Consider the following 13,801-nt stretch of genomic DNA (forward strand, 5'->3'; position numbering starts at 1 on the left):
CGGCCGTCTGCGCGCTCGGCCTGAACCGGCTGGCCGACGCGGAAGCGTGGTGGCGGCGCGCGATCGACGCGATGCCGGCGTTCGAACCGCCATACGACGGCCTCGGCGCGCTGCTTGTATCGCAAGGGCGCCTGTCCGACGCCGCGGCGCTCCTGCGTCGGCAGCTCGCGTCCGTCGCGCCGTTGCGGGCGTCGCATCATCACCGGTTCGGCAAGGTGCTCGAAGCGCTCGGCCGGCTCGACGAAGCCGAACAGGCGCTCGGGCAGGCGTTGCTGATCGAGCCGCAGGCGGTCGACGTGCTGACCGATCTCGGCAACCTGCTGCGCGTCCTCGGCCGGCAGGCCGAGGCGGAACTCGCGTACCGGCTCGCCATCGCCGTACGCGCCGACTACGTGCTCGCGCACGCCAATCTCGGCGCGATCCTCGTCGACATGCAGCGGCTGCCGGAAGCGGAAACGGCCAGCCGTCAGGCGCTCGCTCTGTGCCCGGATCACCCGGAGGCGCACTACAACCTCGGCGTCGCGCTGCAGAATCTCGATCGCCTGCCCGAAGCGGAAGCGGCCTATCGCGATGCGATCCGTTGCCGTCACGGCCTGCCGCAACCGCACAACAATCTCGGCTGCGTCCTGCGCGCGCAGGGCCGCCACGACGAAGCGATGGCGGTTTTCGCCGATGCGTTGTCGCTCGCGCCGGACATGGCCGAAGTGCACTACAACCTGGGCACCACGTTCGCGTATGCCGGCCGCCACGACGACGCCGAACGCGCGTATCGCCGCGCGCTCGAGCTGCGCGCGGACTATGGCGATGCGCGCTTCGGCCTGGCGACGCTGCTGCTCGGCCTGGGCCGGTTCGACGAAGGCTGGCGGCGCTACGAATCGCGCTACGAGCAATCGACATTCGTGCACCGCCGGACCCGTGAAGTGTTGCGGTGTGCACAATGGCAAGGCGAGCCGCTCGCCGGCAAGACGCTGCTCGTCTGGCAGGAAGACGGCCTGGGTGACATGCTGCAGTTCAGCCGCTATTTCACGGAATTCGGCGCGCGGCACGCGGCGCGCGTGGTGTTCGCGTGTCAGCCCGCGCTGCATCGGCTGATGGAGACGGTCGACGGCGTCGACGCGGTGCTCGATCACGAGGCGGCGACCGCACAGGCGGCGCAGTTCGATTACTGGACGAGCCTGCTGAGCGCACCGATGCACGCGGGCACGACGCTCGACACGATTCCGCCGCCGGTGCGGCTCGCGCCCGACCCGGTTCGCGTCATGCGCTGGCGCACGCGCCTCGATGCGCTGCCGGCCGGCCCGCGCGTCGGCCTCGTGTGGAAGGGCAACCCGAAGCATCACAACGATGCGCACCGCTCGCTGCCGTCACTTGCGTTGTTGACGCCGCTATGGAGCGTCGCAGGCGTGAATTTCGTGAGCCTGCAGAAGGGGCAGGGCGAGGACGAGGCGCGCCAGGCGCCGGGCGGCCTGCCGTTGCTGCACCTGGGTTCGGAGATCGACGATTTCGCGGATACGGCAGCGATCGTCGCGCAACTCGATCTCGTCGTGTGCGTCGACACGTCCACCGCGCATCTGGCCGCGTCGCTCGGCAAGCCGTGCTGGGTGCTGCTGCCGAATCAGGACGTGGACTGGCGCTGGATGCACGACCGCGACGATTCGCCGTGGTATCCGGGCACGGTGCGGTTGTTCCGCAGAGGGCGCGACGACACCTGGATCCAGATGGCCGAGCGCTTGCGCGAGGCGTTTGCCGCGCATTTCGCGGAAAGTCGCGCGACGGCGGGCGAGACTGTCCCTGCCGCTTGAAGCGACGACGCGTGCCGCGCGCGCATGGCGGCACGTCATACTGCGGGAAACGCGGCGATGGCAACGCCGCCCCTGCTTTTCAGATCAATCGAGGGCCTCGTGGAAAACATCGTCATCGTCGGCTCGTCCGGTCACGCCAGGGTCGTGATCGACATCGTCGAACAGGCCGGCCAATACCGGATCGTCGGGTTGATCGATTCGTTCCGGTCGCGCGGCGAGACGACGCTCGGCTACCCGGTGCTGGGCGCCGAGCGTGACCTGCCGCACCTGATCGACGTGCACGGGATCACCGGGCTGCTGGTTGCGATCGGCGACAACCACGCGCGCGAGAAAGTGACGGCCGATCTTGCGGCCCTCGTGCCCGATTTGCCGTGCGTGTCGGCGGTGCATCCGGCCGCGTGCGTCGGCAAAGCGTCGACGATCGGCGCGGGCACGGTCGTGATGGCCGGCGCGGTGATCAATCCGTGCTGCACGATCGGCAGCGGGTGCATCGTCAACACGAACGCCTCGCTCGACCACGATGGGATGATGGGGGATTTCTCGAGTCTTGCGCCGGGCGTCGTCACCGGCGGCAACTGCCGGATCGGCCACGGCGCGGCGATCGGCCTCGGTGCGATGCTGCGGCACCGGATCGTGGTGGGCGAGCACAGCGTTGTCGGGGTGGGCTCGGTCGTATTGCACGACGTCGAGCCGTACACGGTCGCGTACGGCAATCCGGCCCGCCGGGTCCGCGCACGCGCGGCCGGCGAGCGTTACCTGTAGACGCCGCGCGTCAGCGCGCGATCAGCTCGACGATACGGCGGACCATGTCGTCGGTGAGCGCCGGGTAGATCGGCAGGCACAGCACCTTGCGCGAGGCCTCGGAGGCGACGGGCAGGTTGTCACGGTTGGCCGACGGCAGCCCGCGATACATCGGGAATTCCGAAATCAGCGGATGGAAGTAGCGGCGCGCATACACGTCGTAGCTGCGCAGCTTCTGGTACAGCGCATCGCGGTCGATCGGATAGTCTTCGTCGACGAGGATCGCGAAATACGCGTGGTTCGCGACGGTCTGGTCGCCGAGCGGCACGCAGCGGATGCCGCGCACGTCGCTCAGCAGCGAGCGGTACAGCGTGTCGATTTCGCGGCGGCGCGCGAGTGCGCCGTCGATGTGCTGCAACTGCAGCATCCCGAAGGCGGCGTTGATCTCGCTCATCTTGCCGTTGATGCCGGGCGCGACGACCGTGACTTCGTCGACGAAACCGAAGTTCTTCAGGTGGTCGATCCGTTGCTTGGTCTTCGCGTCCGGGCAGATGATCGCGCCGCCTTCGAACGTGTTGAACACCTTCGTTGCGTGGAAGCTCAGCACCGACAGATCGCCGTGGGTGAGGATGCTGCCGCCGGCGTTCTGCACGCCGAACGCATGCGCGGCGTCATAGATCACGCGCAGGTTGTAGTTGTCGGCGATCTTCTGGATGGCCTCGACGTCGCACGGATTGCCGTAGCAGTGCACGGGCATGATCGCGGTGGTCTGCGGCGTGATCGCCGCCTCGATGCGCGCGGGGTCCAGGTTGAGCGTGCCGGGCGTGACGTCGACGAACACCGGCTTGATGCCGTTCCACAGCAGCGAATGCGCGGTGGCGACGAACGAGTACGGCGTCGTGATCACTTCGCCGTTGATGCGCAGCGCCTGCAGCGCGGTGACGAGCGCGAGGGTGCCGTTCGCGAACAGCGACAGGTGCGGCACGCCGAGGTATTCGCACAGCGCGCGCTCGAACTGCTGGTGGAACGGGCCGCCGTTGGTCAGCGTGCGGCTCTCCCAGATCTTCTCGAGGTACGGGAGGAATTCGTCGAGCGGCGGCAGGTGCGGCTGCGTGACGTAGATGCGTTCGTGCGGCAGTTGCGCGACGGACGACGCGGGCAGGCTGGCGGTCATGATGGTCTCTCTCGATCTTGACGTGAGGTTCAGGCCTTGGCCGTGGCCTGTGCGGTCGCCGTGTCGTCGAACAGCGGCGTATCGAATGCGATGGCGGGTTCGCCAGCGCACCAGCGGGTCCACATCGTGCGCAGCGCCGACGACAGCCCGGCCGCGACGACAGCCGGCCGGAACGCGGCGGATTCCGCGCAGCGAGCGCGCAGGCCGGCGCGAAGCGCCTGCAGCGCGGCGGTGTCGCGGCCGAGCGCGAGCGCCCTCGCGACGAAATCGTCCTCGTCCGTCGCGATGTACGCGTCGAGCCCGACGTGCTGCAGCCAGCCCGCGCTCCCGCGCCCGGCCATCGTCGCGCCGGGGATCGTCACGGTCGGCACGCCCATCCACAGCGCATTCAGCGTCGTCGTCGAGCCGGTGTACGGGAACGCGTCGAGACAGAGGTCGACGCCGTGATGCTGCTGCATGTAGACGGGGATGTTCGAGCGCCGGTGGAACGTCAGGCGGCCGGCATCAATGCCGGAGGCTGCGAACCATTCGGTCAGCGTCTGCTGGTCGCCGTTGTTGCCGATCGCGCCGAGCGCCATGCGCGCGGTCGGGTCCGCCTGGAGCACACGCGCCCAGACCTTGATCACGTGCGGGCTCAGCTTGTTCAGGCGGTTGAAGCTTGCGTACGTCGTATAGCCGTTGTGCAGCGCCGGCAGTACGTTGACGGGCGGGCAGTTCGGCGGAGGCATGAACGGTGCGATCGCGGGCAGCCGCACGATCTGCTCGACGAACTGATCGTCGAACGCGCCGTGCGGCGCGACGAAGCGGTCCGTCAGGTAGTAGTCCATCTGGCTGAGGCCGGTCGTGGCCGGATAGCCGATCCACGACGCCTGAACCGGCGCCGCGCGCTGCGCCAGCGCGACGAGCCGGTTGCGGCCGGTATGGCCCGACAGGTCGATCACGATGTCGATGCCGTCGTTGCGCACGCGTTCGAGGAAGGCCTGATCGCTCATGCTGGCGACGTTGCGCCAGGTCGTGGCATGGGCCTTGAAGCGCTCGGACGTCAGATCTTCCTCGAGATAATTGTGATAGAAGTGCATCGCAATGCCGGGGTCGGCCGCGAGATGCTCGATCACGGGCACGGCGTACGAGGCGACCGCGTGGCTGAACAGGTCACCCGACACGAAGCCGACATGCAGCTTGCGTGCCGGGTCGCGCGGGTTCGAGAACACCGCCGCGCGCTTGCGCTTGTGGTTGTCGTAGCGCAGGCCGAACTTGCGGTGTTCCGCAAGGAGCGCCTGCGGACTGAAGTCGGTGCTGTGCGCGATACAGAACAGCATGCTGCTGTGGGTGACACTGTCGGTCGGATTGATTTCGATCGCGCGTTTCAGCCAGCCTATCGCTTCCTGAGTTGCACCCAGTTCGAGCAGCACGAAGCCGAGCGTGCCGCACGGCGCGGCGACGCCCGGCGCGAGCTCGACTGCGCGCCGGCAGGCTGCGATCGCTTCATCCGAGCGGCGCAGCGCGAACAGCACGAGACCGTGAATCCGCATGGCTTCCGGGTGATCGGGCTGAAGCACGCGCAGGCGCTTGCACTGCTCGTCGGCTTCCGCGAGACGGTTCATCACCCGCAGCGTATCGGCGAGCAGGATGCGCACGAGCACTTCATCCGGCAGCAATTCGACCGTGCGATAGCCTGCCTCGACCATCTCCGCGAAGCGGCCTTCCCGGTGATGCGATGCGGACAGCGCGCGCCAGCATGCGCCATCTTCCGGGTAGTCGGCGACCAGTTGCCGCGCAAGCGCCGTGGCTTCCGCGTGCTTGTTCTTGTCGAACAGCGCCGCGTGCTTTTGCAGCAGCGTCTGATTGGGGCGACGGACAGGCTTGCCGGAGCCGCTCTGCCCGGCCGGGCCGGCCGCGGTTTCCAGGACGATCGCCGTGTCGATGCCGCTCGGGGCGATGGCGACCGCTGCAGTCGCGAGCACGACGTCGGGCGACGCCAATTGCGCGATCAGTCCGTCGAGTGCCGAACCGTGCACGCCGCGCTGCTGCGCGATTTCGACCGCGATCCACGCGGCGGCCGTTTGCCCGCTGCGATGCAGTGCATGAATGTAGCTGACCCAATAGAAGCCGTTGTCCGGGTTCGCGCCGATGGCGGCTTCGAAATGCGGTACCGCGTCAGCCGGATGGCCCGTATCGACCATCAGGACTGCGAGGTTGTAATGCGCGTCGCCATGCGTGGGCAACGCGTCGAGGATGGCCTCGTACAGCGCCCGGGCGTCGTCGAACGCGCCGCTGCGCTGGCGCTCGAGCGCGTTGTCCATGACGAGCGCAATGTCCTGCGCAAGCTGCTGTTCAGGCGTGAGCGCGGCGGAGGCGGGCAGTTCGGTCGAGAACATGATGAAATCTGCGGAAAGTCGGTCGATACCATTATGGGTAGCGTGCCGCCGCGCCGATGCCGCGAGGTGACGGGAAAAGCCGGGTTAGTTTGGCCGATTGAACGGTCGGCCGAAGCAGAGGCGGCGCGGTGGGTGGCGCCCCAAAAAAAACGCCCGCACGAGGCGGGCGGAGGCGAACGAGCACGCCCTCACTTCAGCGCGTAGTTCTTGTTGTCAGGTTGGTGCGCCGGCGCCGGCAGTGGTGCGGCGCCAGGCGCGCGTCAGCGGCTCGCGACGCTCTGGTACTGGCCGACGGCCTGCACGCGGCCCATCGCCGCCCGGTATTCGTCCGTCAGCTCCTGCTGCGCGCGTTGCGCGTCGGCGAAGATGCGTTCGTTGCTGGCCTGGATCCGGCGGACCGCGGCGATGCCGGCCGGCGGCTGGTCGGCTGCGAGCGACGCGACGAGCGGCTCGCGCAGGTCGACGAGGCGCGCCGCCTCGATCCAGTCGGCCATCGCGGCCGCATGCTCGATCGCGTCGGTGAGCGCCTCGAGTTGGGCGATCAGTTCGGTCTGTTGCATCGTGGCTCTCCCGTCCGGCTAGCGATCAGCTCTTGTTGCTCGACAGTGCGCCGGCACTGTTCGTGCCGCCGAACAGCTGCGTCAGGTACTGCGAGTTGCTGTTCATCGTCGCCATCAGCGTGTTGAGCGCGGTGAACTGCGCCTGGTACTGACTGGTCAGCTGCGCGGTGTAGTTCGACAGGTTCGTCTGCTGCGTGGCGACGCTCGTCAGGTCGTTGTTGAGCGCCGTTGTGCGGGCGGCGATCATCCCGCCCGTCTGCGTGTAGTTCGTGATGTCGGTCGTCAGCTGCTGGCCGATCCCGTTCGTCGAGTTGAACAGCGATGCGACGCCGGTCGGGTTGCTCTGCAGCGCGGAGTTGAGCGCCGTGTTGTCGACCTGCAGCGTGCCGTCGGCCTGCAGCGTGACGCCGATCGACGCGAGGTTGACCGTCGAGCCGTTGCTGCCGACGCCGCTCGCGACGACCGTTGCGAGCGCGTTGCGGATCGTGTTCAGCGTCGAGTCGCCGAGCAGCGGGCCTTGCGACGACGCGCCGGACGAGAAGCTCGACAGCGTGTTCATCGTCGTGACGAGCGTGTTGTAGAGCGTCACGAAGTTGTTGATCGTCGAGGCCTGGGTCTTCGTGTCGGTGGCGATCGTCAGCGTCTGCGTCGTGCCGGCGGCGGCCGAGGTCAGGTTCACCGTGACGCCGGTGATCGCGCTCGTCACGGTGTTGCTCGCGCTCGTTGCGGCGATGCCGTTGATCGTGAACGTGGCGTCCTGCGCGGCCGTGCTCTGCTTCCACGCGGCGCTGCTGTTCGCGGACGTAATGGACGATTGGCCGCCCGTCGTGCTGGCCGTCGACGTGACGCCGAGGCTGGACAGGCCGTTGTCGCCGGACACGTTGCTGACCGCGACGCCGATCGTGTTCGCCGCGCCGGTCGGCGTCGAGCTGAGCACGAGGTGGGCGCCGTCGCTGCCGTTGACGACCGACGCGACGATGCCCGGGTTGCCGGTCGTGTTGTTGATCGCGGCGGCGATGCCGGACAGCGTGTTGTTGGCGCTGTTCACGTTGACCGTGAACGACTGGCTGCCGAGCGACAGCGTCATCGTGCCGGTGCCGAGCGCCGTCGACGCGCCGAACGCGGCCGACGACAGCGACTGCGACGTCGCGATCTGCGTGGTGTTGATCGAATAGCTGCCGGCGACGGCGCCCGCGCCAGCGGTCGCGGTAATGCCGGTACCGCTCATGGTCGCGGTGAAGGTGTTCTGCAGCGAGCCGTTGGACAGCGTCGTGACGCCGGCCTGGAGTGCGCTCAGCGCTGCCGAAAGGGCGCCGTACGCGGAAATCTGGGTGTTGTCGCTGGACTGCTGCGCGGTGAGCGCGGCGGCCTGACCGGCGACCTTCGCATTGACGAGTGCCGTCACGAGCGAGTTGACGTCCATCGACGAGTTGCCGGTCGAACCGCTGATGATCGATTGGGCGGCTTGCTGCAGCGCGCTGTTGGCCGAGCTGTTGGCGGCGGTGACGGCGGGATTGATCGTCGACATCGTAGTGCTCCGTGCGGCGGGTGATCCGTGAATCGGGGGATGAGGGCCTGGCGGCGGGGCGGGGCCCCGCGCGCCAAGCGCTTGCGGCCGGGCCGCGCATTACGCGGGGCCCGGCCGTGGGTTGCTACTCGATTACTGCAGGAGCTTCAGGACCTGCTGCGGCAGCGAGTTTGCCTGTGCCAGCACCGAGATGCCAGCTTGTTGCAGCACCTGGTTCTTCGACATGTTCGCCGTTTCCTGCGCGAAGTTCGCGTCGGTGATCTGCGACTGTGCCGACGACAGGTCGGTCGATTCTGCCTGCTGTGCCGTTGCGATTGCCGTGAAACGGTTTTGTGCCGCGCCCAGTTGTGCCTGGACGTTGTTCACCGTTTGCAGCGCGTTGTCGATCGACACCATCGCGACGTTTGCACCGCTGACCGTGCTGATGTCGAGGCCCGACACGGTTGCCGGCTTGTTGACGGCGTTGATCTGCGCGACGGCGTTCGTGATCGCGGTGAGCGACGCTGCCGACATGCTCGAGCTGGTTGCGCCCGTTTGGATCGACAGTGCGCCGACTGCCGCGCCCGTGCCGGTCGTTGCGTTTGCGCCGAACACGGACTGGGCAACGGTTTGCGAGATCGCCCCACCGTTCTGGTCGGTGAACGTGTAGCCACCTTGGCCGTCCGACAGCACGTTGATCGCGGTGATCGCTGCGCCCGACGACGTGTACGCGCCGGCGTTGTCGAGGGTCAGGCCCGTCACCGTGCCGACCGTCTGGCCCTTCTGCACCAGGCCGCCGCCGATCTTCGCAGCCGACATGCTTTGGCTCAGGTCCAGCGAAATCGTCTGGCCGACGTTTGCGCCGACCTGGAACGACACGATGCCTGCGTTACCGTTCAGGATGTTCGTGCCGTTGTACGTCGTTTGCGACGCGATACGGTTCACTTCCTGGATCTGCTGCGAGACTTCCTGTTGCAGTGCTGCCTGGTCGGTCGAGGACATCGTGCCCGTCGATGCCTGAACGGCCAGCTGGCGGATACGCTGCAGGCTGTTCGTCAGCGACGACAGTGCGCTCGATGCCGTTTGAATCATCGACACGCCGTCGTTCGCGTTCGACACGCCCTGGTTCAGACCGTTGATCTGGGTCTGCATACGGGTCGAGATCGCGAGACCTGCTGCATCGTCTGCTGCGCTGTTGATACGCTTACCCGACGACAGGCGGGTGATTGCCTGCGACAGGGCGTTTTGCGAGCCGTTGAGGTTCTGCTGTGCAACCAGCGAGTTGATGTTGCTGTTAATTCCGAGCATGGAAATTCTCCTGTTTAAGCCGAAAGCCCTGAAAAGCCGTTTTGGCGTCGGCGGAAGCACTCGTTCATTGCTGGCCGCCTCAGAGCAGGATTTCGGCGTACCAAAACAAAACTTGAGGGGCGCGTTGAGATTCGGCCCGATTTTTTATCCTTCTTTGTCATTTCGGACGGGCTCCGGCGCGACATCGGATGAATGGGGCCAGAGAATGGCCCAACCACGCAGTCGTTCGCCTGTGCCCACGCGATCGACAAAAGGGTGGTTTTGTCTGTGATTCCCTGCTATGATGGCGGGCTGAATTGAGATTTCTGTCAAGCCTCTGCCGTTTTCGGCATGTCTGCTGGCAGTCAAACGCGGCGCTGCACGCGGCTTGTGAAGCGTACTCGCGGTGCTTTCCGCCTCTCTTTTCCGGCCTCCGAGGCCGTATTTCCGCTCGTTTCGCCTGTTTGTGGGGACGCTCGGATGGCCGGTGCGTGGCGCTTGGCCGCTACGTTTTTGACCGTTTAAGCAATTTAGGAACGACATGACGACGATTCTTCTGAAAGAAAACGAGCCGTTCGAAGTGGCGATTCGCCGCTTTCGCCGTGCTATCGAAAAAAATGGCCTGATCGCTGAACTGCGCGAACGCCAGTCCTACGAAAAGCCGACCGCAGTCCGCAAGCGCAAGAAGGCAGCAGCCGTCAAGCGCCTGCACAAGCGCCTGCGCAGCCAGATGCTGCCGAAGAAGCTCCACTAAGAGCGTCTTACGGTTCGCCGCGAAACGGCGGAGCGTGCTTCGAAAGAAGCCGCTCCGCCGTTTTGCTTTTGGGATCCGGGAAAATCCCGAGGCCCCCGAGACCGCTAAGGTGCGGCCGTTCTGGCTGACGGCCGGCGGTTTGCGGCCGCCGGCCCATCGTTCAGAAGTCGATCTTCGCGTTCAGGCTCACCGTGCGCGGGTCGCCCGGCTTCACGTAGTCCGCGTACTGGTATTCCCAGTAACGGCGGTTCAGCACGTTGTCGATCGACGCGCGCAGCGTCACGTCGTGGCGGCCGACCCGCGTCAGGTAGCGCGCGCCCGCGTTGACGACGAGAAAGCCCGGCGCGTCGAGGCCGCCGGCCGCGCGCAGCGGCGTCGCACCGGTGAATTTCGCATCGACGCCGAGCGTCAGCCCCGGCACGCCCGGCACCGCATAGCCGATGTCGCCGGCGAGCACGAAACGTGGCGCGCCCGCGACCCGGTTGCCGTTGTTGCCGATCCCGTTCGCGTACCACGCGTCGAGCAGCATCGCGTCGACGCCCGCGTTCCAGCGCGCGCCCAATTTCGCGCGCGCGCCGAATTCGATCCCCTGGATGATCGATTTGCCGTCCTGCACGTAGACATTCGCGGCGTTCGCATACTCGGCGCTGCGTTCGATGCGGAACAGCGCGGCCGTCGCGCTCCAGCGCGCGTGCTCGCTCTTGATCCCCAGCTCGTATTGCTTGCTGCGCAGCGGCTTGAGCATCTGGCCGGCGTTCGCGTAGACGTCGTTCACGCGGCTGCCGGGCTCGAGCGATTCGGCGTAGCTCGCGTACGCGGTGGTGGTCGGCGCGAGCTTGAACATCACCGCGAACGTCGGCGTCACGACGCCGTTCTGGCGGTAGCCGGGATCCTCGACGCCGCTCGCCTGGAACGAGCGCTGCTCGTAGTTCATGTAGCGCACGCCGGCGAGCACCGACCACCGTTCGGTGAGCTGCACGGTGTCGCTCGCGAACAGCGATTTCTGCACGATCTCGCTCGTGCGGTACTGGACGAAGCCGTGCGGGCTGTCATAGCGGTACGGGTTCGGCGCATACAGGTTGCCGGCGCCGAGCGGCACGAACACGCTGTTCGCCGAATAGTCGTTCGCCTGCTTCTGCCACGACGCACCGAGCACGATCTGGTGGCTGAACGGGCCCGTGCGTACCTTGCCCTCGACCATCGCGCGCCACTGGCTGAAGCGGTGATCCTCCATCCCGACGTAGCGGCTGTCGGTGTAGTTGCCGGCCGCGTCCTGCAGATAGAGCGTGCTTTCGTTGCGGCGGCGCGTCGCCTTGCTGTAGCTGTACGCGACGTCGAGCTGCCAGTCGGGCGCAAGCTGGTATTGCAGCCCGGCCGTATAGAGCTGCAGGTTCGTGTTCAGGTACTGGTCCTTGCCGCCGAGGTTCGTCGTACCGCCGCTGATCGTCGCGGGCAGTGCGCCGCCCGGGTAGCTGCCGGTGAAGATTGACGGCGTCTGGCCCGTCGTGCGGCGGTCCTGGTACAGCGCGCCGAACGTCACCGACAGGTCGCGCGTCAGGTTCGCCTGCAGCGCGAGCGATACGCTGTCGCGGCGGATGTTGCCGTCGTTGTAGGTCTTGCCTTCCTCGTGCGTCGCGTTCAGCCGCGCGCCGAACATGCCGTTCGGCCCGAAGCGCTGGCCGAGATCGACGTGCTCGGTCCACACGCTGGTGCTCCGGTAGCCGACGTCGACGCTGCGTACCGGTTCGCCGCCAGGCTGCTTCGTCACGTAGTTGACGACGCCGCCGGGCGTCACGAAGCCGTACAGGAAACCGCCGAGCCCCTTCAGCAGCTCGACGCGATCGAGCTGTTCGTACGGCATCGTGATCCCGTACGTGACGAACGGCAGCCCGTCGATCTTGTAGCCGTTCTGCCAGTCGAGCTGCATGCCGCGCACGGTCATGTAGCTGGCCCACGCGCTGTACGCGCCGCTGTTGTCGGACACCGATGCGTCGTTCGCGAACACGTCGCCGAGCTTGTACGGCTGGCGTGCCTCGAGCTCCTCCGACGTGACGATCGTCGTCGAGAACGGCGTGTCGAGCTGGCGGCGCGTGCCGAGCGCGCCGGTGGAGATCGTGTCGGTCAGGTGCTGCGGCGAATCGTGCGCAGCGGTGACGTTGATGGCCGGCAACGCCGTGGCGCCGCCGGGCGAATCATCCGCGTGCGCGAGCGACGCGGCAAGGCAGGCAAGGGCGGCGGCCACGCGACGTGGGCGGACGGGAGGGCGGGCGAGGCAGACGGTCATGGTGGATGAGTAAAAATGCAAGTAAGAATCATTCGCATTGCGATAAAATGTCGCGCATCGTATCAAAACCCGTCGAACGCGCAACAATTCCATGCCGCGTGCAAGGGCATCCGGTCTCGCCAGTGGCGGCCGGCCGGCTCGTGCGCGGCGCCTGACCTCAAATGACCTGCATCCCGTTGAACCGGGGCCGCTCGTGCCGGCCCGCTTTCCCTTCGCAGTGCGCGCGATGAATGCGTTCCTGCGACCGTTTCTCGTCCGCCTGCATCGCTGGTTCGGCCTCGCGATCGCGCTGTTTCTATTCGTCGCGGGCCTCACCGGCGCGCTGATCGCGTGGGATCACGAACTCGACGCGGCACTGAACCCGGACTTCTACACAGCCCGCAGCGATGCGGCGCCGCTTGATCCGCTCGCGCTTGCGACGCGCATCGAGGCCGCCGACCCGCGCGTGCAGGTGACCTATCTGCCGCTCGCGATCGAGCCGGGGCACACGCTGCAGGCGGGCGTGATGCCGCGCACCGATCCGGCAACCGGTCAGCCGTACGCGCTCGACTTCAGCCAGATCGCCGTCGATCCCGCGACCGGTGCGGTGCAGGGCCGCCGCGAATGGGGCGCGCTGTCGGTCGCGCGGCTCGACCTGATGCCGTTCATCTACCGGCTGCATTACTCGCTGTTCCTGCCCATGGTTGGCGGGATCAACTTCGGGTTCTGGGTGATGGGCATCGTCGGCATCGTGTGGGCAATCGACAGCCTGATCGCGCTGGTGCTCGCGTTTCCGAACCTGAAGAGCTGGCGCAAGTCGTTCGCGTTCCGCGTGCGGCGCGGCGGCTATCCACTGGTGTTCGACCTGCACCGCTCGGGCGGCGTGTGGGTGTGGGGGCTGCTGCTGGTCGTCGCGATCACGTCGATCTCGATGAATCTCGCCGTGCCCGTCGTGCGGCCGCTGGTATCGCTGGTATCGCCGCTCGCCGAGACGCCGTACACGAATCCCGAGCACTTCCCGCCCGCCGCGCCGGGCAGCAAGATGCTGCCGCGCGAGCGGATCGTCGAGATCGCGCGCGCGGCCGGGCGCGACGCGGGGATCGACGCGCCGCCCGGCGCGCTGCTGTTCGCACCGGCGATGAATGCCTATGCGGTCGGGTTCTTCACGCCCGGCAACGACCACGGCGACGTCGGGCTCGGCAACGCGTGGCTTTATTGGGATGCCGTGACCGGCAAGCCCGTCGCCGCCCAGGTGCCGGGCCGGGGCTCGGCCGGCGACCTGTTCATGCAGGCGCAGTTTCCGCTGCACTCGGGGCGGATCGCCGGCGTCGCGGG

General features: G+C 67.0%; 10 protein-coding genes. 4 read left to right on the forward strand and 6 right to left on the reverse strand.

Features of this window, described 5'->3' with window-relative positions; translation table 11 throughout:
- A partial coding sequence (locus G3N93_RS21655) for a tetratricopeptide repeat protein (protein ID WP_206133921.1) occupies positions 1 to 1,802 on the forward strand: 1,802 nt, incomplete at its 5' end.
- Positions 1,803 to 1,901: 99 nt separating this feature from the next.
- The gene (locus G3N93_RS21660) at positions 1,902 to 2,564 is read left to right on the forward strand and encodes an acetyltransferase (RefSeq protein ID WP_206133922.1); all 663 of its coding nucleotides are present in this window, start codon (positions 1,902 to 1,904) and stop codon (positions 2,562 to 2,564) included.
- Between the two features lie 10 nt (positions 2,565 to 2,574).
- Here G3N93_RS21660 and vioA read toward each other — a convergent pair whose 3' ends face one another.
- The 5 genes from vioA to G3N93_RS21685 all read right to left on the reverse strand — a co-directional run bounded on the left by vioA (position 2,575) and on the right by G3N93_RS21685 (position 9,470).
- On the reverse strand, positions 2,575 to 3,717 hold the full coding sequence (gene vioA, locus G3N93_RS21665) for a dTDP-4-amino-4,6-dideoxy-D-glucose aminotransferase VioA (protein ID WP_174940095.1): 1,143 nt from the start codon (positions 3,715 to 3,717) through the stop codon (positions 2,575 to 2,577).
- A gap of 29 nt (positions 3,718 to 3,746) precedes the next feature.
- Positions 3,747 to 6,095 (reverse strand): tetratricopeptide repeat protein, encoded by a 2,349-nt coding sequence (locus G3N93_RS21670; protein ID WP_174940093.1) that lies wholly within the window; start codon positions 6,093 to 6,095, stop codon positions 3,747 to 3,749.
- A 260-nt stretch (positions 6,096 to 6,355) separates the two neighbouring features.
- Positions 6,356 to 6,655 carry a flagellar protein FliT gene (locus G3N93_RS21675; RefSeq protein ID WP_174940091.1) on the reverse strand — a complete coding sequence of 100 codons (300 nt, stop codon included), beginning with the start codon at positions 6,653 to 6,655 and terminating at the stop codon, positions 6,356 to 6,358.
- Between the two features lie 25 nt (positions 6,656 to 6,680).
- Entirely contained in the window at positions 6,681 to 8,183 is a 1,503-nt protein-coding gene (fliD, locus tag G3N93_RS21680; RefSeq protein ID WP_174940089.1) for a flagellar filament capping protein FliD, read from the reverse strand.
- A gap of 132 nt (positions 8,184 to 8,315) precedes the next feature.
- On the reverse strand, positions 8,316 to 9,470 hold the full coding sequence (locus G3N93_RS21685) for a flagellin (protein ID WP_174940335.1): 1,155 nt from the start codon (positions 9,468 to 9,470) through the stop codon (positions 8,316 to 8,318).
- 520 nt (positions 9,471 to 9,990) lie between these two features.
- Between G3N93_RS21685 and rpsU the strand changes: the two genes are divergently transcribed.
- Positions 9,991 to 10,203, forward strand: coding sequence for a 30S ribosomal protein S21 (rpsU, locus tag G3N93_RS21690; RefSeq protein WP_006401410.1), 213 nt, complete (start codon positions 9,991 to 9,993; stop codon positions 10,201 to 10,203).
- A gap of 160 nt (positions 10,204 to 10,363) precedes the next feature.
- Here rpsU and G3N93_RS21695 read toward each other — a convergent pair whose 3' ends face one another.
- Positions 10,364 to 12,487, reverse strand: coding sequence for a TonB-dependent siderophore receptor (locus G3N93_RS21695; protein ID WP_206133923.1), 2,124 nt, complete (start codon positions 12,485 to 12,487; stop codon positions 10,364 to 10,366).
- A 226-nt stretch (positions 12,488 to 12,713) separates the two neighbouring features.
- On the opposite strand from G3N93_RS21695, the gene G3N93_RS21700 reads away from it, so the two are divergent.
- On the forward strand, positions 12,714 to 13,801 hold a 1,088-nt coding region (locus tag G3N93_RS21700; protein WP_206133924.1), incomplete at its 3' end, for a PepSY domain-containing protein.

This window comes from Burkholderia sp. Se-20378 (assembly GCF_017104665.1).
GTDB lineage: Bacteria > Pseudomonadota > Gammaproteobacteria > Burkholderiales > Burkholderiaceae > Burkholderia > Burkholderia lata.

Bases quoted from the DNA above. Each gene is read 5' to 3' on its own strand.
- vioA (WP_174940095.1), bottom strand. From the start codon at position 3,717: ATGACCGCCAGCCTGCCCGCGTCGTCCGTCGCGCAACTGCCGCACGAA.
- G3N93_RS21670 (WP_174940093.1), bottom strand. From the start codon at position 6,095: ATGTTCTCGACCGAACTGCCCGCCTCCGCCGCGCTCACGCCTGAACAG.
- G3N93_RS21675 (WP_174940091.1), bottom strand. From the start codon at position 6,655: ATGCAACAGACCGAACTGATCGCCCAACTCGAGGCGCTCACCGACGCG.
- fliD (WP_174940089.1), bottom strand. From the start codon at position 8,183: ATGTCGACGATCAATCCCGCCGTCACCGCCGCCAACAGCTCGGCCAAC.
- G3N93_RS21685 (WP_174940335.1), bottom strand. From the start codon at position 9,470: ATGCTCGGAATTAACAGCAACATCAACTCGCTGGTTGCACAGCAGAAC.
- rpsU (WP_006401410.1), top strand. From the start codon at position 9,991: ATGACGACGATTCTTCTGAAAGAAAACGAGCCGTTCGAAGTGGCGATT.
- G3N93_RS21695 (WP_206133923.1), bottom strand. From the start codon at position 12,487: ATGACCGTCTGCCTCGCCCGCCCTCCCGTCCGCCCACGTCGCGTGGCC.